The sequence below is a fragment of the Serratia sp. NCCP-200 genome (assembly GCF_059697885.1).
Map to the genome: position 1 here is coordinate 128435 of NZ_BAAKUJ010000002.1, position 19468 is coordinate 147902.

The 19468-nt window shown below is 54.2% G+C and carries 20 protein-coding genes and 1 tRNA gene; 6 read left to right on the plus strand and 15 right to left on the minus strand.

Annotated features, from left to right (window positions below; all coding sequences use genetic code 11):
* Positions 1 to 2 precede the first annotated feature (2 nt).
* From AC6HVW_RS05860 to AC6HVW_RS05870, 3 genes are all read left to right on the plus strand, one after another.
* Positions 3 to 338: a low molecular weight protein tyrosine phosphatase family protein gene (locus AC6HVW_RS05860; protein ID WP_071681883.1), complete on the plus strand. Its 336-nt coding sequence runs from the start codon at positions 3 to 5 to the stop codon at positions 336 to 338.
* 193 nt (positions 339 to 531) lie between these two features.
* On the plus strand, positions 532 to 1473 hold the full coding sequence (locus tag AC6HVW_RS05865; RefSeq protein ID WP_071681885.1) for a hypothetical protein: 942 nt from the start codon (positions 532 to 534) through the stop codon (positions 1471 to 1473).
* A gap of 48 nt (positions 1474 to 1521) precedes the next feature.
* The gene (locus AC6HVW_RS05870; protein ID WP_071681887.1) at positions 1522 to 2034 is read left to right on the plus strand and encodes a DUF3828 domain-containing protein; all 513 of its coding nucleotides are present in this window, start codon (positions 1522 to 1524) and stop codon (positions 2032 to 2034) included.
* A 3-nt stretch (positions 2035 to 2037) separates the two neighbouring features.
* Here the strand turns inward: AC6HVW_RS05870 and AC6HVW_RS05875 are convergent, their stop codons facing one another.
* From AC6HVW_RS05875 to xerD, 7 genes are all read right to left on the minus strand, one after another.
* Entirely contained in the window at positions 2038 to 3438 is a 1401-nt protein-coding gene (locus AC6HVW_RS05875) for an HdeD family acid-resistance protein (protein ID WP_071681889.1), read from the minus strand.
* Between the two features lie 262 nt (positions 3439 to 3700).
* Positions 3701 to 3774 (minus strand) — tRNA-Gly (locus AC6HVW_RS05880).
* A gap of 157 nt (positions 3775 to 3931) precedes the next feature.
* The gene (gene lysS / locus AC6HVW_RS05885; protein ID WP_497569302.1) at positions 3932 to 5449 is read right to left on the minus strand and encodes a lysine--tRNA ligase; all 1518 of its coding nucleotides are present in this window, start codon (positions 5447 to 5449) and stop codon (positions 3932 to 3934) included.
* 9 nt (positions 5450 to 5458) lie between these two features.
* A protein-coding gene (gene prfB, locus AC6HVW_RS05890; RefSeq protein WP_098929871.1) for a peptide chain release factor 2 occupies positions 5459 to 6557 on the minus strand; the annotation gives its coding sequence in 2 pieces (ribosomal slippage) (positions 5459 to 6481 and positions 6483 to 6557; 1098 coding nt in all).
* A 196-nt stretch (positions 6558 to 6753) separates the two neighbouring features.
* Positions 6754 to 8487 carry a single-stranded-DNA-specific exonuclease RecJ gene (gene recJ, locus AC6HVW_RS05895; protein ID WP_024530769.1) on the minus strand — a complete coding sequence of 578 codons (1734 nt, stop codon included), beginning with the start codon at positions 8485 to 8487 and terminating at the stop codon, positions 6754 to 6756.
* A gap of 6 nt (positions 8488 to 8493) precedes the next feature.
* A complete protein-coding gene (gene dsbC, locus AC6HVW_RS05900) occupies positions 8494 to 9207 on the minus strand; it encodes a bifunctional protein-disulfide isomerase/oxidoreductase DsbC (RefSeq protein ID WP_021806191.1) in 714 nt (237 codons plus the stop codon).
* A gap of 27 nt (positions 9208 to 9234) precedes the next feature.
* Positions 9235 to 10134, minus strand: coding sequence for a site-specific tyrosine recombinase XerD (gene xerD, locus AC6HVW_RS05905; RefSeq protein ID WP_021179811.1), 900 nt, complete (start codon positions 10132 to 10134; stop codon positions 9235 to 9237).
* Positions 10135 to 10227: 93 nt separating this feature from the next.
* Between xerD and fldB the strand changes: the two genes are divergently transcribed.
* Positions 10228 to 10746 (plus strand): flavodoxin FldB, encoded by a 519-nt coding sequence (gene fldB / locus AC6HVW_RS05910; RefSeq protein WP_071681912.1) that lies wholly within the window; start codon positions 10228 to 10230, stop codon positions 10744 to 10746.
* A gap of 35 nt (positions 10747 to 10781) precedes the next feature.
* On the opposite strand, the gene creD is transcribed toward fldB, so the two are convergent.
* The 5 genes from creD to sdhE form a co-directional block, all read right to left on the minus strand.
* Positions 10782 to 12170, minus strand: coding sequence for a cell envelope integrity protein CreD (gene creD, locus AC6HVW_RS05915; protein WP_071681914.1), 1389 nt, complete (start codon positions 12168 to 12170; stop codon positions 10782 to 10784).
* A 103-nt stretch (positions 12171 to 12273) separates the two neighbouring features.
* Positions 12274 to 13692 carry a two-component system sensor histidine kinase CreC gene (gene creC / locus AC6HVW_RS05920; protein ID WP_021806194.1) on the minus strand — a complete coding sequence of 473 codons (1419 nt, stop codon included), beginning with the start codon at positions 13690 to 13692 and terminating at the stop codon, positions 12274 to 12276.
* A complete protein-coding gene (creB, locus tag AC6HVW_RS05925) occupies positions 13689 to 14384 on the minus strand; it encodes a two-component system response regulator CreB (protein WP_021806195.1) in 696 nt (231 codons plus the stop codon). Before creB ends, creC begins: the two co-directional genes overlap by 4 nt.
* Complete coding sequence (locus tag AC6HVW_RS05930; protein ID WP_071681918.1) at positions 14384 to 14806, minus strand: protein YgfX; 423 nt, start codon at positions 14804 to 14806, stop codon at positions 14384 to 14386. Before AC6HVW_RS05930 ends, creB begins: the two co-directional genes overlap by 1 nt.
* A complete protein-coding gene (sdhE, locus tag AC6HVW_RS05935) occupies positions 14787 to 15053 on the minus strand; it encodes an FAD assembly factor SdhE (RefSeq protein ID WP_021179805.1) in 267 nt (88 codons plus the stop codon). The genes AC6HVW_RS05930 and sdhE overlap by 20 nt, the downstream gene beginning before the upstream one ends.
* Positions 15054 to 15353: 300 nt before the next feature.
* Here sdhE and ygfZ point away from each other — a divergent pair, with 300 nt between their 5' ends.
* Positions 15354 to 16346 (plus strand): tRNA-modifying protein YgfZ, encoded by a 993-nt coding sequence (gene ygfZ / locus AC6HVW_RS05940; protein WP_037375809.1) that lies wholly within the window; start codon positions 15354 to 15356, stop codon positions 16344 to 16346.
* Between the two features lie 39 nt (positions 16347 to 16385).
* On the opposite strand, the gene AC6HVW_RS05945 is transcribed toward ygfZ, so the two are convergent.
* Together AC6HVW_RS05945 and trhA are read right to left on the minus strand one after the other, a co-directional pair.
* On the minus strand, positions 16386 to 16883 hold the full coding sequence (locus AC6HVW_RS05945) for a DUF2165 family protein (protein WP_071681920.1): 498 nt from the start codon (positions 16881 to 16883) through the stop codon (positions 16386 to 16388).
* 231 nt (positions 16884 to 17114) lie between these two features.
* Positions 17115 to 17789 (minus strand): PAQR family membrane homeostasis protein TrhA, encoded by a 675-nt coding sequence (trhA, locus tag AC6HVW_RS05950; protein WP_071681922.1) that lies wholly within the window; start codon positions 17787 to 17789, stop codon positions 17115 to 17117.
* Between the two features lie 237 nt (positions 17790 to 18026).
* Between trhA and AC6HVW_RS05955 the strand changes: the two genes are divergently transcribed.
* Positions 18027 to 18635, plus strand: a complete 609-nt coding sequence (locus AC6HVW_RS05955) for an HD domain-containing protein (RefSeq protein WP_071681924.1) — start codon at positions 18027 to 18029, stop codon at positions 18633 to 18635.
* A gap of 33 nt (positions 18636 to 18668) precedes the next feature.
* Here AC6HVW_RS05955 and AC6HVW_RS05960 read toward each other — a convergent pair whose 3' ends face one another.
* On the minus strand, positions 18669 to 19415 hold the full coding sequence (locus AC6HVW_RS05960; RefSeq protein ID WP_071681926.1) for an SDR family oxidoreductase: 747 nt from the start codon (positions 19413 to 19415) through the stop codon (positions 18669 to 18671).
* Between the last annotated feature and the right edge of the window lie 53 nt (positions 19416 to 19468).

Genomic DNA, 19468 nt, shown 5'->3' on the forward strand with positions numbered 1-19468 from the left:
CCATGAATGTGCTGTTTGTCTGTAGCCGTAACCAATGGCGCAGCCCTACCGCAGAACGCATATGGCAACGGACTCCCGGCCTGACCACCAGGTCGGCCGGGACCAGCCGCAATGCCATAAAAACGGTGACGCCAGAATTGTTGCACTGGGCGGATATGATTTTTGTCATGGAGCAAAAACACAAAAATCGGCTGCTGGCCGAGTATCGCCGCCTGTTGGAACACAAACCGCTGCACGTTCTCGATATCCCCGATGACTATCAATATATGGCTCCTGAGCTTATCACTCTGCTAGAGCATTCTACGGAGCCGTTCCTGGCGCCTTTCATCCTGAAATAATCTTGTCGGGCACATGTCCTCGAAAGCGGTGTTCTCCCTTGCAGTGAGCGGTTTATCGTAAGCAGAAAATAGCCCCTAAGTTTGGTAATCTACCAGGCTTGAGTTCTTGGGTTTTAAGCCTTCCGGCTAACTAGCTAGGGTACAGTAAGACACTAATTCAGGATTATGTGATTGATTATAGGGATATAAAAGTATGATTACCGAACATACCGCGTTTTTCGCCAGCCCCTCCAAGCGATGTGATGATGTGTCTGCCATCGAGCGTAGAATAGCGACAAAGACGCTCTACTTATTGCTTTCTCCCGTTTTCACACTTGTTTTCATTGCATCTCTGGCTACGCCAACCCTATTTTTTATCGAGGGTGACACCTTTCTACTTGGTATTTTATTTTTATTGATCCTTCTCCCCCTGAATTATTTATTTTTTAAAAGAATTAGCGACAACTTAAAATTAAAGCATGGAGAGGTATACTTTAACGTCACCTCTCAAGGTGTTTCCTATACGCGATACAACGATCTTTCAGGCGGTGTAAGTCATTATCAGCTATTATGGCCAGAAGTCACAGGTTCGTTAGAGGACGGCACCAAGGCCACGATTGGCTTTCGTAATACGGGCTATAAAAATAACACTAAAAACCTGACTATCTACACCCTAAACCAATCCGGTGAAACGAAAGAAAATTTAATCCCGGTGCATGAAATAAAGAAATTCAAGCATCACTGGGAGATTACACGTGCAATACTGATGCAGATTGCCTCTCTACAACGGCCCGAACTGGTGATTTCTGAGGAGGTTTTCTATGACTTCAATGTTAACCCCTCGACGTTTGAGTTTCAGAAGAAAAGCCGACGAAGAAGGCTGGCAAATTTCGTTGGGATCACTATATCACTTATCCTCATTTTCGGGGCTTTGTATAGTGCATCTATAGGGCTTACAACGATTGAAATGAGTGGCTTCTGGTTTGTGTTGTCTCTGGTGGTTTTGTTGTTGGTTATGATATTAATCATCGCGTTCACCGTGGTGATCTTTGAGCGCATCCCTTTCTTTAGGAATAGTTTTCCAGCGTATACCTTGGTTTCGTACAGGGCTGAACAAGAACGACCAAGCGTTGCCATCAAGGTGAGCACACCGTAGTATGGACCGTTGATTTAAGGGATAGAGAACGATTAAGGAATTGTAACCATGCGCATTTTTGCTTTGCTCTGTTTCTCTCTGCTTTCGTTTGCTGCACTTACGCAGCCCGCATCGGCCATTGAAAATCCCAGTAACTTTATAGCACGGATCTATGCCACCTATGGCCATGATGATGTTTCAACCGCATTCATCGGCGAAACGGGCCCGAAACGGATTGCTTCAAAGCAATTCCTCGCGGTGTTGGAAGAGGATCAGGCGCTAACCTTACCGGGCGATATAGGCTATCTTGACGCCGACCCGATCTGCCAGTGTCAGGATTATCAGAACCTGGTGGTGACGGATATCAATATTCTCTCGAACGATAATAAACAATCGCATGCCGCAGTCACTTTTCGCGCTTTTAGTGATAACAGTCTCACGACTACCACCACGTTTGATTTAGTGGCTGAGAATGGGCAGTGGTTTATTGACGATATTTTTGATGCCAATCAGCACAGTGTTCGTAATGCTATTGATGCAAATAACAAAGCCCTGCGTATAAAAGGGGAAACATTACCATAATCGCTACTTGCCTTTGTCATTTGAGGGCTCACTGCGAACATCTGACGCTATCGTGCCCTGCGCTTTTTCATCACGCCATTGCTTGCGCAAAGATAACATTTTCTCCAGGGCTCGTCGTATGGTGGTTATCCAACCGGCCGGCCGGGGATCCGCCAACATGCTTAATGCACGTGCATAGTCAAGCATCAGCCCTGGTGTCCAGGCCATTGTTTTTGCGCGTTTACGTATTTGTACCGCCACCCATAATTCCGGCGTCGTGAGAATTTTACTCAACACCCACCAGTGGCCACGTTGTCCCCATATCTTACTCACTACGCCTTCCAGCGCTGCTTCAAGACCCCGCGCCACACTGCTTGAGCAGTTACGATGCGTGAGATTATACGTATTGTCTTCACGATAAACTTCCCAGAACCGTTTCAGACGTTCAGCATCGTAGTTCCTGATCCGCACACGCTGGGTTGAAGGACACCATGCCCCTGACTCCGTCACATAATCCGGTTGGAATTTCCCTTCAACATTATTGTCTGCGGTTGCCCGCAGCAAGCGGGTAAATTGATCTGGCGACCGATCAATATCGACCGCTGGATACAAACTGATATATATACCTTCCGGAGATTCAAGTGCAGCATGGCCGGTGGAAATCACCCCATTTTTATCCACCGCAGCAATATAACGATCAATCACAGGATGAGGCACCGTTTTACTCTTCGAGGATCCCACGGGAGTCCAGACATGTATGGTCAGTGCAGGTTCATCATCAGCCGGAGGGCCTTCCCATTCAGTCACCAAAGGCGTGGTGATTGCACTACTGGCTTCCTCTGCGGCCTTATTACCCAAAACCGCGGGGTTGACCTCCAGCTTTTTGACGCGCATCGCCAACATAACCATATTCCACCCACCAAACATCAACCCCAGTCCTAAACAATAAGGCACGGTGCCGACATAATGGGTCGGATAGGGCTGAAAGAAGAAAATAGCCAACATCACTTCCAATACACCGCCAGCCACCACCAACTTCCAGTTTTTATAGCGCACGACCCCAGCGGAGACAATTTGCAATAGCCCATCAGCCAAAAACAACGTGCCAAAAATCATCGATAAAATAAAGTGGCCATGGTGTTGCCCACTCAATATCAATATCGCGGCCAGGGAAAATGCGCCTCCTTTTACGTAACGCAAGGTACGTTGCCCGCCGATGCCGGTATGCGCGACCATCAGCGTTGCCATTCCCTCGATCAACAACAGGAAAGCAAAGGGATGCAAAGGGAAATAAATCGCGTTATCCAACGCATCGATGAAAACGATTAAGCCCGCTAACACGCCTAACCAACCGGCAATCATCAACCCTCGCCAGCGATTACGCAAATAATCTACCCCAAGTAAAATCATTACCAACCGAACCATGCCTTATCCCCTCTCATTGTAAGGCGGCTTGTCAGATCTACGCAGAAGTGGTTTTCCAAGATGGCATGAGTATAGTTTCCACCGCTGAAATCACGCAATTTGTGTCGTTTCAAACTGCATAGGTGCAACTAAACACACTTCTGTACAAGATAATGGATTAATTGGGGAAACACGGGTTGAACCAAGTTGATATGGAAAATGATAAAAACGCTATTAAATCAGAGAGTAGTTGAATTTAGTGGAGTTCGGAGTGACTTGAGATTGGAGCGGGTGAAGGGAATCGAACCCTCGTATGCAGCTTGGGAAGCTGCCGTTCTACCATTGAACTACACCCGCTTAGGTGTGCGACTGGCATTATAACCGGTTATGCGCGCCGGGCAAGCGAAGATAACGCATAACTGCCGATGTTTTAAGCGGTTAGCAACAACCGGTTCTCTTCGGGCGAAAAAAAACCGGCACAGTCGCCTGTACCGGCTTAATCACTCAGCAAACGTTACTTGCTCGGGCGCATGGCCGGGAACAGGATCACGTCGCGGATGGTGTGGCTGTTGGTCAACAGCATCACCATACGGTCAATACCGATGCCCAGGCCCGCGGTTGGCGGCAGGCCGTGTTCCAGCGCGGTGACGTAGTCTTCGTCGTAGAACATCGCTTCGTCGTCACCAGCATCCTTCGCACTAACCTGATCGGCAAAACGCTGCGCCTGATCTTCTGCGTCGTTCAGCTCTGAGAAGCCGTTACCAATTTCACGCCCGCCGATGAAGAATTCGAAACGGTCGGTGATTTCCGGGTTCTCGTCGTTACGACGTGCCAGCGGAGAAACCTCTGCCGGGTACTCGGTGATGAAGGTTGGCTGGATCAGATGGCTTTCTGCGGTCTCTTCGAAGATCTCGGTAACCACGCGACCCAGACCCCAGCTCTTCTCTACCTTAATGCCGATGGATTCGGCAATCGCTACCGCGCTAGCCATCTCGTTCAGATCGTCGAGGTTGGTTTCCGGGCGGTATTTCTTGATCGCTTCACGCATGGTCAGCTTTTCAAACGGCTTGCCGAAGTCGAACACCTCATCACCATAAGGCACCTTGACGTCACCCAACACGTCCTGCGCCAGCGTACGGAACAGCGACTCGGTCAGCTCGATCAGGTCTTTGTAATCCGCATACGCCATATAGAGTTCCATCATGGTGAACTCTGGGTTATGACGCGGGGAAACGCCTTCGTTACGGAAGTTACGGTTGATCTCGAACACGCGCTCGAAGCCACCTACCACCAGGCGCTTCAGATACAGCTCTGGCGCGATACGCAGGTACATGTCGATGTCCAACGCGTTGTGGTGCGTGACGAACGGACGAGCAGACGCGCCGCCAGGGATCACCTGCATCATCGGGGTTTCGACTTCCATAAAGCCTCGGCCCACCATGAAGTTACGGATCGCCGCCATCACCTGCGAACGGATCTTGAAGGTATTGCGGGATTCTTCGTTGGCGATCAGATCCAGATAACGCTGACGATAACGGGTTTCCTGATCGGCCAGGCCGTGGAACTTGTCTGGCAGTGGACGCAGTGCTTTGGTCAGCAGACGTAGCTCGGTACAGTGGATAGACAGTTCGCCAGTTTTGGTCTTGAACAGCTTACCGCGTGCGCCGAGGATATCGCCCAGGTCCCATTTCTTGAACTGCTCGTTGTAAACACCTTCAGGCAGATCGTCGCGTGCGACGTAGAGCTGAATGCGGCCACCCACGTCCTGCAGCGTCACGAAGGAGGCTTTACCCATGATACGGCGGGTCATCATACGGCCAGCTACGGTCACTTCGATACCCAGTGATTCCAGCTCTTCGTTTTCTTTGCTGCCGTATTCGACATGCAGCTTGTCAGAGGTGGTATCACGACGGAAGTCGTTCGGGAACGCAATGCCGTTCTCGCGCAGCGCGGCCAGTTTTTCACGGCGTGACTGCAGCTCGTTGTTGAGATCCAACGCCTGTTCGGCGCCTTGTGCTTGTTGCTCAGACATTTCTGTTCCTCATAACCCGGCTTTCAAACTTGCCTCAATGAATTTATCCAGGTCGCCATCCAGTACGGCCTGCGTATTACGTGTTTCGACGTTGGTGCGCAAATCCTTGATGCGGGAGTCATCCAGCACGTAAGAACGGATTTGGCTGCCCCAGCCGATATCGGACTTGTTGTCTTCCAGCATTTGCTTGTCAGCATTTTTCTTTTGCATCTCGTATTCATACAGCTTGGCGCGCAGCTGTTTGAATGCCTGATCCTTGTTCTTATGCTGAGAGCGGTCGTTCTGGCACTGCACCACAATGTTGGTTGGCAAGTGGGTAATACGCACCGCCGACTCGGTTTTGTTAACGTGCTGACCACCGGCACCGGAGGCGCGGTAAACGTCAATGCGCAGATCGGCCGGGTTGATTTCGATATCGATATCGTCATCCACTTCCGGATAGATAAATACGGAACTGAAAGAGGTATGGCGGCGGCCGCCGGAATCGAATGGGCTCTTGCGTACCAGGCGATGCACGCCGGTTTCAGTACGTAACCAGCCAAACGCGTAGTCGCCGATAATCTTGATGGTTGCCGACTTCAGGCCCGCGACGTCGCCGTCGGACTCTTCAATCACTTCCGTTTTAAAGCCTTTGGATTCCGCCCAACGCAGGTACATGCGCAGCAGCATGCTGGCCCAGTCCTGCGCTTCGGTGCCGCCGGAGCCTGCCTGGATATCCAGGTAGCAGTCCGCACTGTCGTATTCACCAGAGAACATACGACGGAATTCTAATTGTTCCAACTTGGCGCTCAGTTGATCGAGCTCAACCACGGTCTCGTTGAAGGTGTCTTCGTCTTCCGCCTCAACCGCCAGTTCCAGCAGGCCAGTGACGTCTTCACAGCCCTGTTCCAACTGATCGATGGTTTCGACAATGGCTTCCAGCGACGAGCGCTCTTTGCCTAATGCCTGTGCGCGTTCAGGTTCGTTCCAAACGTCCGGCTGTTCCAGCTCGGCGTTAACTTCTTCTAGGCGTTCTTTCTTGGCATCATAGTCAAAGATACCCCCTGAGAACGGCTGTCCGCTCGGACACATCCTGAATGCGGTTTTTTACCGGATTAATTTCAAACATGATTTTTTGTGTTCTTACGTTGATGTCGTCGATGGCGAAATGCCATTGGAACCGGTAATTCTAGCGGATCCAGCGGCCAGTTTATAGCGAGTTGGTCAGTTTTTGTGGGGGATCAACGTTCAGATGCAGGAATCAACATGTGGCACGTCAAGTCCCCTCTCCCTTTGGGAGAGGGTTAGGGTGAGGGGCTAGCCGGTTAACGCGGCCAGAGGTGTTGGATTAGCAACTGCACGTTACGGTTGCCACGGAACTCGTTTACGTCCAGTTTGTACGCCAGTTCCACTTCTTTGATGCTGCTGTCCGGCCACTGTGTGGTGTCGATATTGAAGGCGATGCCGTCCAACAATGGGCCGCCACCAAGCGGTTCGATCATCAGCTTCAGGTGTTTCTCGCCCACCAGCCGCTGTTGCAGAATACGGAACTTGCCGTCAAAGGTTGGCTCAGGAAACGCCTGCCCCCAAGGCCCGCCCTCACGCAGAAGCTCCGCGGTGGTCAGGGTCAGTTCTTGCATCATCAACTCGCCGTCCGACCAGATCACGCCTTCCAGCATGGCTGGATCTAGCCATTCGCCGACCAGCTCGCCAAAACGCTGGCGGAACTCGTCAAACTTGGCCTCTTCCAGCGACAAGCCCGCCGCCATCGCATGGCCGCCGAACTTCATCATCAGCCCAGGATTCAGGGTATCGAGCCGCTCCAGCGCATCACGCATATGCAACCCGGCCACCGAGCGGCCAGAACCTTTCAGAATGCCGTCGCCCGCAGGGGCAAAAGCGATCACCGGGCGATGGAAACGCTCTTTGATGCGTGAAGCCAGAATGCCCACCACGCCCTGATGCCACTCTGGGTGATACATCGCCAACCCGTAAGGCAATTCGGTGGTGGTGCGTTCCAACTGATCGCACAGCTCCAGCGCTTCCACCTGCATCCCTTGCTCAATCTCACGCCGGGTCTGGTTGAGCGCGTCGAGATCGTTGGCCAGCATACGCGCCTGGGCAATATCGTCGCTCAACAGCATGGCGACGCCGATCGACATATCGTCCAACCGCCCTGCCGCGTTCAGCCGTGGCCCAAGAGCAAAGCCGAGATCGCTGGCCGCCAATTGCCGCGCATCGCGGTTGGCCACTTCCAGCAGAGCGCGAATACCTGGCCGACACTTGCCAGCCCGGATGCGGTTCAGCCCCTGATACACCAGAATACGGTTGTTGGCATCCAGCGGCACCACGTCCGCCACTGTGCCCAACGCCACCAGATCCAGCAGTTCGGCCAGATTAGGCATAGCCAGCGCACGCTGTTCGAACCAGCCGCTGTCACGCAGCTTGGCCCGCAAAGCCAACATCAGATAGAAGGCAACGCCTACACCAGCCAGAGATTTGGAGGGAAAATCGCAGTCACGCAGGTTCGGGTTAACGATCGCCTCTGCCGCAGGCAGCGTATCCCCCGGCAGATGGTGATCGGTGACCAGCACCTGTATTCCCAAGCCATGCGCAACATCAACGCCCGCATGCGAGGAGATACCGTTATCGACCGTGACGATCAGCTCAGCCCCCCGAGCCGCCGCCTGTTCCACTACTTCGGGGCTAAGGCCATAGCCATCTTCAAAACGGTTGGGCACCAGATATTCGATAGAGCTACAGCCCATGCTACGCAAGGCCAGCACCGTCAGTGCGGTACTGGTGGCGCCGTCGGCGTCAAAGTCGCCCACCACCATGATGCGGCGGCCATCGGCCAGTGCCTGCTGCAATATCGCTACCGCAGCATCGATACCGCTCAACTGTTGCCAAGGCAACATGCCCTTGACGCTACGCTCCAGCTCCTGCTCGCCCTTAACTCCGCGCAACGCGTATAAGCGACGCAACAGGGGGGGCAGGCTGGCGGGTAAATGGCTGGCATCTGCCGCCTCGCGGCGGCGTAATTGGGTTTTAATACTCACCGTGACTTATTTCGTGGCTGCGGAGGCTGCATGCGCATCCAACATCGCGGCCATCTCTTTCGGCCCTTGGTAGCCAGGGACAACCATGCCGTTTTTCAGCACGATAGCCGGGGTGCCGTTGATACCAAACTGAACGCCCAGCGCATAATGCTGGCTGATATCGGTTTTGCAGGTTGCCGGAGACACCGCGTCGCCCTTCATGGCAGCATCGAAGGCCTTAGCCCGGTCAGCGGTACACCAGATGGAACGCATATCTTTCTCTGCCTGAGATTCCAGCCCCTGACGCGGGAACGCCAGATAGCGCACGGTGATCCCCAGATCGTTGTACTCTTTCATCTGCTCGTGCAGCTTGTGGCAATAGCCACAGGTGATATCGGTAAACACGGTGATCACGTGTTTCTCTTTCGGCGCTTTGTAGACGATCATCTGATCTTTCAGCGCTTCCAGACGGGTCATCAACAGTTGGTTAGTCACGTTGACCGGCTCGCCGCCGCTGACGTCAAACAGCGGCCCTTGCAACACGTGTTTGCCATCTTCCGTCACATACAGCGTACCGCCTTCGGTCAATACGGTTTTCAAACCGGCGACCGGCGAGGGTTGCACGTCTGCCTGCTTAATGCCCAGGCTACCTAGTGCTTTCTGAATGGCTGCATCGTCAGCATGGGCCGCGCCGGTAACCGAAGCCACCAGCAGGGAGAGCAGCATTAAACCTTTTTTCATTCTTCCAATCCTTTCGATCCCTGCGCGTCAGGCGCGCGGGTGATGCTGTTGATGTAGCTGTTTCAATCTTTCAGTGGCTACATGAGTATAAATTTGTGTGGTTGAGAGGTCGCTATGCCCCAATAACATCTGTACGACACGAAGATCGGCCCCATGGTTCAGTAAGTGGGTGGCGAAAGCGTGGCGCAGCACATGCGGAGACAGCCGTTCGCTGTCGATACCCGCTAGGATCGCATAGTGTTTAATCCGATGCCAGAACGTCTGGCGAGTCATTTGTTGGCTGCGGTTGCTGGGGAACAGCACATCCAGCGTCTGGCCGTTCAGCATCCAGGGCCTGCCGTGTTCCAGATAATTTTCGATCCAGTACACCGCTTCTTCACCTAACGGCACCAGGCGCTCTTTGTTGCCTTTACCGATCACCCGCACCACGCCCTGGCGCAGGCTGACATCGCTGATGGTCAACCCCACCAGTTCCGACACACGCAACCCGGTGGCATACAACACTTCGAGCATAGCCTTGTCACGCAGCTCCAACGGTTGATCGACGCAAGGTGCCTGTAGCAAGGCCTCAACCTGCGCTTCGCTCAGATCCTTGGGTAACCGCTGCGGTAATTTGGGCGAGGCCAGCAACGCGGTGGGGTCATCTGCCCGCATTTTTTCACGGTTGAGATATTGGAACAGGCGGCGCATCGCGCTTAACAACCGGGCTGAACTGGTCGCTTTGTATCCTCCCTCCACCCGTTCGGCGAGGAAGGCCTGTAAGTCCAACGCTTCGGCCTGTAACAGGCTGCGGTTGTTGAGAGCCAGCCAACCGGCCAGCGCCTGTAAATCGAGCCGATAAGAGGCCAGCGTATTCTCTGCCAGATTGCGTTCGATCCACAACGCATCCAGGAATTGCTCAATCAGCGCACTGTCTTGCTGTTGCACGCGGTCCTCTCTTGGTTACGTTTCTGCCACAGGCATTATGCCTTAAGGTATACTCGTTGCAATTCTACCTACGGCATTATAAATGGTTTAAACATGAAGATTGGTCTGTTTTACGGCTCCAGCACCTGCTACACCGAGATGGCAGCAGAAAAAATCCGTGAGATTCTGGGTGAAGACCTGGTCGACCTGCACAACCTGAAAGACGTTTCCCCCAAGCTGATGGAAGACTATTCCATCCTGATCTTGGGTATTCCAACCTGGGATTTTGGTGAGCTGCAAGAGGATTGGGAAGCGGTCTGGCCGCAACTGACTGAACTAGACCTGAAAGGCAAGATCGTCGCCATGTACGGGATGGGCGATCAGTTGGGTTATGGCGAATGGTTCCTGGATGCGCTGGGGATGTTGCACGACCAGCTTGCCCCACAGGGCGTGCAGTTTATCGGTTTCTGGCCGATCGACGGGTTTGAATTCACCAGCCCCAAACCGCTCAGCGCCGACGGCAAACACTTTGTTGGCCTGGCGCTGGATGAGGTGAACCAATACGACCTGAGCGAAGAGCGTCTGCAACAGTGGTGTGAACAGATCCTGCTGGAGATGGAACCGCTGCTGTAACGAAATTGGGCGCGATATCGCGCCCAACAACGTCTTTATTTCCACAACCTGAAACGGCTCTCGCCATTGCTGGCCGGAGTCTCAACAGCTTCTGGCTCGGCAGCATTACCCTTCAAGCGAGCCGGGTCGGCCACCTGATACCAGTCCAGTTTACGCGTCAGCAGCATAATGCCTGCCAGAACCCCGAACAGCAGCACCGAACCCAATACCAGTGCGTTATCTTCCGACTGCAACAGCATATACAGAATGCCATACAGCAGGAGCAGACTGGCGGCGAATAGCATGCCACGACGCATCCCGCGCAGCACGGCGCTGAGGTAGAAGGCAATCAGTCCACTACAGGCCACGCTTGCCAGCAGGTACGCCACGTCGAACCCCAGATGTTCCGAGAAAGCCAGCAGGATCAGATAGAACAGTACCAGCGCCGCCCCCACCAACAGATACTGGATTGGGTGCACCCGCAGCCCGGTCAGGGTTTCGAACAGGAAGAACGCCATAAACGTCAGTCCCAGGAACAGCACCGCATACTTCACCGCCCGCTCGGTCAGTTGATAGTGATCGACCGGTTCGATCAGGCTCGTCGTGAAGGTCGGCAGCTTTTCCTCTTCCATGATGCCGTTATCATACATGAATGAGCTATTGATATTGTTGGCAAACCAGGTGCTGCGCCAGCGGGCAGAGAAGCCTCTATCGGTCACCTTGCGCTCATCCGGCAGGAAGTTGCCCAAGAAATTCGGATGCGGCCAGTTACTTTGTAATAGCAGCTCGGAACTGCGCCCTACCGGCACCAGGGACAAGCTGCTGGTCCCTGCCAGGTTGAGGGTGAAATCCGCCGTCAGCCCTTCTTTCTGCAACGAGGCCAGGGCCAGCGGTGCATGGATCCCCTGAGAAAGCCCACTGACCAAAGTACCCGGCTCAAACTTGGCCTGCTGTTGAATGCCGTTGAGGGCAGAGATGCTTTTGATACCACGAGAATCGCTCAATGACAGCATCAGGAAGGGTTGGCCGATCGTAATGTTGCTATGCTGCAAATCCTCCAGATCGGGTTGGCCGAATTTCACCTGGAAATCCAGTGGCCCCTGATATACCTGAGTCTGGTAGATACCCAGCTTACGGATCTCAACGTTGGGCTTGCCATTGACCACCAAAGATTCGGGCAAAACAAAGCGTTGATAGCGAGTGGTCTCTATCTTGATTTCGCCTTTTTCGTTCTTCTTCTCTTCCCGGAAGGTGTACGGGATCACGATCACTGGCCCAAGAATACGCTGCGCCCGGCTGGTGCTTTCACTCACTTGCCCCACTACGCTCTGGCGATAGCCGCTACGTTCCTGTACCACATCCATGAGCATACCCACCGGGATCATCATCAGGATCATCAATCCCAGCAGAGTGGTTATTTTCCAAAACAGTACCGATTTAAACATCGTGGCAGACTCCTTGTAGGTAATGTCGCTACGATAAAGTCGGCAAGTGAAATCAGAATGTGGTTATGTGAAGGGAAGGTGAAGTGCGAGCAATAAGTTATATTCAGAGTGGTAACGTGAGGATGGCCTTCGCGCCTGTGGGTTGCAGGTTTTGCAAACGGATGGTGCCACGATGCAGGCGCGCCACTTCCTGCACGAAGTTCAGGCCCAGGCCGCTGCTCTTGGGTTTATCTTCCCGCGCCAGCGAATAGAAGCGTTCAAATACCTTATCCAGCGCATAGTCGGGTATGCCGCTGCCAGTATCGCAAAGGGTGAGCTGGTAATGATGCTCCAACCGCTCGCCATTGATACTGACCGAGCCACCGGCAGGGGTGAAATCCAGGGCATTATCCAACAGATTGCTCAGCGCCTGCCCCAGCAAAAAGGCATCTCCAGTCAGCGATGCTTCCGCTAACGCCCCCAATTCAATCGTGACACCACGCTGCGCCGCCTGTGCTTCTTTACCCGCGACAATCTGCCGGACTAACGGCACCATCGCTACCGCAGCCAGTTCCAAACCGGGCCGGCTTTCTAACTGCGCCTGCACCAGCAACTTATCGACCAATTGCTGAATGCGGGCACTCTGCTGTTCAATGTTGGTCAAAAAGCGTTTCGCCGTCGCCGGAGGCGGTGATTCCTGCAAGAGTTCCGCCGCGCCACGGATCGCCGCCAGCGGGCTTTTCAACTCGTGTGTCAGGGTATGCACATATTGTTCAATATAAGCCTTGCCTTCCAACTTCATGCGCATGCTTTCCAGCGCTTGCGCCAGTTGGGTTAGCTCAACGCTGCCCATGCGTGGTAATGGCACCGCCTCGCCGTGCGCCACTCCGTCGGCATAACGCACCAGACGGTTGATCGAGCGATTAATCCACCAGACGAAGCCCAGCCCGATCGCCAGCGCAATCCCTAGCAGCACCGCGCCCGCCAGCAAAATACGCCGTTCGCTGCGGCGGATCACCGGTGCCATGGTGCTGTTGGGCTTGCCGACGCTCAACACGCCGATAATCTGCCCTTGCTCCACCACCGGTGCGGCCACGTACATCACCGAACTGCTCTCGTCATCGGCAATCGTCCGGGTGCTGCGCGCACCGTATTGACCACGTAATGTCAGATAAACATCGTTCCAGCGGGAGTAATCCTGCCCCAACGCCTGGCCTGAGGAATCAAAAATCACCTTGCCGCGCCCATCGGTAAGATAGACACGATATTCGTTCCTATCTTTGCGGATCCCGGCGATATTGGCCCCGATCGGCCGCTGATTTAGCTGGGCGATAGCCTGTGCCAACTGACCTTTTGCCGCATCCCCATGTCTCATATCCAGCCGCGCCACCTGTGCCAGCAGGTTGGCGGTATCCACCAGCGTGCCTTCGGTGGCACGCCGTACGCCAGGTTTGACCTCCTGCACGAAAATGCTCAGCACGAAATAGCCCGCCACCGCCACAATCAGGAAATAGCCCAACAGCAGGCGCAGGCCAATCCTCATGGCTGGCGGCTCACGCTATAGCCTAAACCACGATGGGTATGGATAGGGGGTTCTGCGGCATCGATCGCCCGCAGTTTGGCACGCAGCGTTTTGATATGGGTATCGACGGTACGATCCAGGCTCTCTTCCGCCTGGGCCCAAACGATATCCATCAACTGCTGGCGGGAGAACACCCGGCCAGGCGCTTGCAACAGGGTTTTCAGCAACAAGAATTCATAGCGGGTCAGCGGCAGCGGCTGTTGGTGGTAGCAGATCGTGGCTCCCTCTTCATCCAGGCTAAAGGCACCAAAATGATAAAGGGCAGGCTGTTGCAAGCGCTGCTGCTTGTGTAAACGCCGCAGGATCGTACGCACGCGGGCGCTGACCTCACGCGGGGAGAAGGGTTTGGCTACATAGTCATCGGCACCGATTTCCAGCCCGATCAGACGATCGAGTTCGCCGCTGCGCGCGGTAAGAAACAGGACCGGTAAATCCGCCGCCTGCGCCAGCAGCCGACGGCAAAGCTCAAAACCGTTGATATCGGGCAGGCCGACGTCGAGGATCACCAACGCCGGTAAGCCCTGTTGCAGAGCCTGCAAAGCAGGCTCGCCACGTTCAAACCAACGCACCTGAAAGCCTTCGCTCTCCAGGGTATAAATCAGCGTATCCGCAATGCTGGGCTCGTCTTCTACCAGCCAAAGCAGCGGTTTCATTATACGTCCTCATCAGTAGCGGATTGTTCAAACAACAACCGTTGACGCAGTTGGCGCCAATCCGCTTTGCTCATGGAATCCGAAGCCAACCACAGCCGATGGCGTTTCTTGCCGTCGATCTGCTGAAGCGACAGCAAAATACCGAACCCAGGCATCCAGGGCTTGTTCACCATCAGCCATTCTCGGCCATGCCACTCAATCCGGCGTTCAGCCAGCAACCGCAGTTCTCCCTGCCTGGATGCAATGCGCTTTTGGCTGCGAATGCACTCAAACACCACCAACGTCAACAGCACCAACCAGATCGGGCCATAGCCTTCCGGCCACGGGGCGATCAGGATCAGCAAAATCAGCAGGCCGTGAGTCAGCAACGAGACTAACTGGGTACGCCAGGAAACGCGGACATCACATCGCCACAGGGCCACGGGCTTTATTTCGCATTTGGATCAGGGACACCATTCTCTGCAGATCTTGATCCTGCGGAGCGCCATGATTCATCAGCCAGTTGAACAAATCGGGGTCGTCACATTCGAGCAAGCGGATGAATACGGCCTTGTCTGCATCACTCAGCGTATCGTATTCATGTTCGAAAAACGGCATGATCGAGATATCCAACTCGCGCATGCCGCGGCGGCAGGCCCAGTGAATACGTGCTTTATTATTAATATCCATGTTGTTATGACTAACCTCTTTTCGGCATGGCTTGCCATGCTCTTGGGCAACCGACACTTGGTATGGCAACGCGCGCGCAATTTAATTCCGTCAGCCAACGATTTGGGTGCAATTGGGTTTCGTTGGCCGTAAGCGCCTAGAGTAACAATTTGACATACTCGCCGGGAAGGGCGTTCACCCAACAAAACGTAAAATGTCAAAAAAAGCGCTGCCTGGTAATAACTGTTTGCAAAGCCAGCCACCTCTTTTACCATGGTAGCAACCCCAACAGGTATGCTAAACATGCAGCAGGAACCGATTATGGCGTTCAATATTCCTTTTCCACCCCGTCAACCTTCCGCCTCTTCCCATCTGCCACTGACGCTGATCTCACTGGAAGATTGGGCCATGGTGCAGTTGAGCGGGCCAGACACGGTAAAATATCTTCAGGGCCAGGTAACGGCCGATATCGACAAACTGGCGGCCGATCAACACGTGCTGTGCGGCCATTGCGATGCCAAAGGCAAAATGTGGAGCAACCTGCGTTTATTCCACCGAGGTGAAGGCTTTGCCTATCTTGAGCGTCGCAGCGTGCTGGAAAGCCAACTGGCGGAAATAAAGAAATACGCGGTGTTTTCCAAAATCACCATCGCGGCAGACAGCAATGCGGTGCTGCTGGGCCTCGCTGGCCTTGAGGCGCGGGCCGCATTGGCGAAGGTGTTTAGCACCCTGCCAGATGCAGAACACCAAGTGGTGCAAGATGGCGATACCACCTTGCTGCACTTTGCGCTGCCAGCAGAACGTTTTGTGCTGATTACCACGGCAGAAACCGCCGCTCTGCTAGCCTCCAAGCTGGAAGGTCAGGCTGAGCTGAACGACAGTCGCCAATGGCTGGCACTGGATATTGAGGCCGGTTATCCGGTGATTGATGCAGCAAACAGTGCGCAGTTGATCCCTCAGGCGACCAATCTACAGGCGCTGGACGGGATCAGCTTCAGCAAAGGCTGCTACACCGGGCAGGAAATGGTGGCTCGCGCCAAGTTCCGGGGAGCCAACAAGCGCGCCCTGTACTGGCTGGAAGGTAAAGGTAGCCAGGTTCCACAAGCAGGTGACGATCTGGAGTTGAAGCTGGGTGACAACTGGCGCCGCACCGGCACCGTGCTGGCGGCAATCTCGCTGGCTGACGGAACGCTGTGGGTGCAGGTGGTTATGAATAACGATCTGGAAGCGGACAGCGTGCTGCGCGTACGCGATGACGCCAGCAGCCAGCTCGCCATCAAGCCTCTGCCTTACTCACTGGCGGAAGAAAAGTAAGTGGTTTGGCCGCAGGCATCGCGCCTGCGGCCAAACGAGTTAATCGTCCAATTCCCCATCACGCGGCACCAGATAAATCAGCACCAGCAAAATAGTGACAAAGAAGCGGAAGGCATCGGGCACCCCGTTCCACTGTTTTGACATCCACATGCCAAACCACTCGCCACCAACCGACATAAAGGCCACCTGCCAGGTGAGGAAGCCTAACGTCAACCCTGCAATGGCAAAGGTCTTGGCCCGGTTAAAGCTGGCCGCAGGCAGTTTCAGGCCGCGCAGCAGACGGATCCCCCCAATCCAGCACAAAATCGCGGTGAGGGTTTCCAACGCAATAATGCCGATATACCCCACCTGATGCAGCCATGGCGACTGGATGGAGCGATAGGTGATAGTGGCATCAGGGAAGATCGTATCCATCATAAAAACATGGCGTACGAAGGCAAAGTTGGTGTCGTAATCGGTGATATTGCCAAAGGCTACCAGTGAGGCAAATAGCGCGATAGCACAAACCAGCAGGGCTTTGGATAAACGAACGATCATAGTGAAGGGTCCTGGGTAATGATTAAAGGCACCGGGAGGTGCAAATACCCCATAGATCTCAAGATGCAGGTCAGCCAGCAGCAAGCGCAGCCAACCCCCTGCGACTTGAAAGCGAGGGGTTTGGCGGGCTCAGAAATAAAGCTAAGGCTTGCTGGATACCCGAAAGAAACAAGCGCCTCTTTTTAACCCAAAAGAAACGCTTTGGCAATATATCAACAACAGGTGGGCGGGTTAGACGTAAAGGTAGATCGCCATAAAGTGGCACACACTGCCGCCGAGCACAAAACCGTGCCAGATCGCATGGCCAAAACGAAAGCGTTTCGAGGCGTAGAAAATCACCCCTAGCGTATACACCACGCCCCCTACCGCCAGTAAGGTTACCCCTCCGATTTCCAGGCGCATTGCCAACTGGTAGATTACGATCAGTGATAGCCAGCCCATAGTCAGATAGGTCACCAGCGACAACACCTCGAAACGGTGCGCAAATGCCAGTTTGAAAATCACGCCGAACAACGCCAGCCCCCAGATCACCGCCATCAGCCCCCGCGCCAACGGCGAGTCCAGCCCCACCAGCAGGAACGGCGTATAGGTTCCGGCAATCAGCAGGTAGATGGCGCAGTGGTCAAATTTTTTCAGCCAGTGCTTGGCTCTCTGATGTGGAATAGCATGGTACAGCGTGGAAGCCAGGAACAGCAGGATCATACTGCCGCCATACAGGCTATAGCTGGTGATGGCCGTTACCCCAGCGCCGTCGTTTACCGCCTGAACCAACAGCAGCACCAGGCCGACAATCCCAAACACCAAGCCGATACCGTGGCTGATGCTGTTGGCAATTTCCTCTGCCCATGGATAAGCCGTGGCGGGCAACTGGTCGGCCCCGACTTTCACTTCGTCCTTTTTCCCCATAAAGCGCAACCCCTCAAAAACAACGCATATTGTGCGAATTAACTGCAAATGAGATTAACTGAGAACGATTCCAGTGTACACGTGTACGCTAAAATAAAACTGTGAGCGCTTGTAACACCACGCTAACATCGAAATCCTCAGCCCGCTGGGCTACAATCGATATGCTTTGCACCCTATGGATTTCAGTTACGGCTGGAAGACGGCGGGTATCCCATCATTCACCTCGAGGTTCGTACCATGTCATCCGCTGTACCCGCGTTAGACTTTGGCTCCATGACTCAAACCATCCAGTTTCTGATGGAAATCGACAAACTTAAAAGCGTGCAACGCCGTACCAAGGTGATGGGCACCCAGCGTCAGGAAAACTCGGCCGAGCACAGTTGGCACTTTGCCATTGCGGCCCTGAGTCTGGCCCCTTATGCCAGCGATGAGGTGGATATTCAGCGCGTGATCCAGATGGCCCTGCTGCACGATATCGTCGAGATCGATGCCGGTGACGTCATGGTTTACGATCTGGCGGCACGAGCGGCGATCCACGACCAGGAAGTGGCGGCGGCAAAACGGTTATTCGGGATATTGCCGGAACCACAACGTGGGGTTTTCACCGCGCTGTGGCAGGAGTATGAAGCAGGCGAAAGCGCCGATGCCCGCTTCGCGTTGGTGCTGGATCGTTGCATGCCAATGCTGATGAACCTGCACAACGGCGGTCAGAGCTGGGTTGAAAATGATATCAGCCTGCAACAGGTATTGGACCGTAATACGATGATTGCCGATATCCATCCCGAGCTGTGGCAACATTTGGAGCTGCATTTGCAGGATGCACAGCGTAAAGGCTGGTTGAAGTAATCGATGAGGGGCGCCGATGGCGCCCTTGCTGATTCAACGCCCGCCAGCGGCTTCGATAAAAGTGCCAGTGACGTAGGACGCCGCATCGGAAAGCAGCCAGGCAACAGCTTGCGCCACTTCCTCTGGCTGACCACCCCGTTGCATTGGCAACGCTGACTTCACCCGATCTACCCGCCCCGGCTCTCCTCCGCTGGCATGCATCTCGGTGTAAATACAACCTGGCCTTACGCAGTTGACGCGTATCCCCTGTGCTGCGACTTCCAACGCCAGACCGGTAGTTAACGTATCCACCGCCCCTTTTGAAGCCGCATAGTCGATATATTCCCACGGAGCCCCCAGACGCGACGCAGCGGAAGACACGTTGACGATCGCTCCTCCCTGCCCACCATGGCGTAACGCCATACGTTTTACCGCTTCGCGGCAGCAGAGAAAATACCCGGTGACGTTGGTCGTCAGCACCTTATTGATCCGCTCGGCGGTGAGTTGCTCAATGCTCGCCTGTTGGAACAGAATACCTGCGTTATTGACCAGTGCATCAATTGGCCCCAACGTGGCTTCCAGTTCGGCAAACATCGCCACCACCTCAGCTTCCTCGGCGATATCTGCTTGCAGAGCCATCGCCTTGCCACCCTGTTGGCGGATCTGCGCCACCACTAACTCAGCAGCAGCACTATCACGCAGATAATTGACGCCCACCGCATAGCCCTGCTGGGCCAATAATGATGCCGTCGCGCGGCCTATGCCCCGGCTGGCACCGGTCACTAACACTACTTTTGTCATTATTGTTCCTTGCTATTGAGATCAGAAACGATAGCGGGTATTTACGCAAGCAA

Coding starts and splice junctions, on each gene's coding strand:
- AC6HVW_RS05860 (WP_071681883.1), top strand. CDS start 3: ATGAATGTGCTGTTTGTCTGTAGCCGTAACCAATGGCGCAGCCCTACC.
- AC6HVW_RS05865 (WP_071681885.1), top strand. CDS start 532: ATGATTACCGAACATACCGCGTTTTTCGCCAGCCCCTCCAAGCGATGT.
- AC6HVW_RS05870 (WP_071681887.1), top strand. CDS start 1,522: ATGCGCATTTTTGCTTTGCTCTGTTTCTCTCTGCTTTCGTTTGCTGCA.
- AC6HVW_RS05875 (WP_071681889.1), bottom strand. CDS start 3,438: ATGGTTCGGTTGGTAATGATTTTACTTGGGGTAGATTATTTGCGTAAT.
- lysS (WP_497569302.1), bottom strand. CDS start 5,449: ATGTCTGAGCAACAAGCACAAGGCGCCGAACAGGCGTTGGATCTCAAC.
- dsbC (WP_021806191.1), bottom strand. CDS start 9,207: ATGAAAAAAGGTTTAATGCTGCTCTCCCTGCTGGTGGCTTCGGTTACC.
- fldB (WP_071681912.1), top strand. CDS start 10,228: ATGAAGATTGGTCTGTTTTACGGCTCCAGCACCTGCTACACCGAGATG.
- creD (WP_071681914.1), bottom strand. CDS start 12,170: ATGTTTAAATCGGTACTGTTTTGGAAAATAACCACTCTGCTGGGATTG.
- creC (WP_021806194.1), bottom strand. CDS start 13,692: ATGAGGATTGGCCTGCGCCTGCTGTTGGGCTATTTCCTGATTGTGGCG.
- creB (WP_021806195.1), bottom strand. CDS start 14,384: ATGAAACCGCTGCTTTGGCTGGTAGAAGACGAGCCCAGCATTGCGGAT.
- sdhE (WP_021179805.1), bottom strand. CDS start 15,053: ATGGATATTAATAATAAAGCACGTATTCACTGGGCCTGCCGCCGCGGC.
- ygfZ (WP_037375809.1), top strand. CDS start 15,354: ATGGCGTTCAATATTCCTTTTCCACCCCGTCAACCTTCCGCCTCTTCC.
- AC6HVW_RS05945 (WP_071681920.1), bottom strand. CDS start 16,883: ATGATCGTTCGTTTATCCAAAGCCCTGCTGGTTTGTGCTATCGCGCTA.
- trhA (WP_071681922.1), bottom strand. CDS start 17,789: ATGGGGAAAAAGGACGAAGTGAAAGTCGGGGCCGACCAGTTGCCCGCC.
- AC6HVW_RS05955 (WP_071681924.1), top strand. CDS start 18,027: ATGTCATCCGCTGTACCCGCGTTAGACTTTGGCTCCATGACTCAAACC.
- AC6HVW_RS05960 (WP_071681926.1), bottom strand. CDS start 19,415: ATGACAAAAGTAGTGTTAGTGACCGGTGCCAGCCGGGGCATAGGCCGC.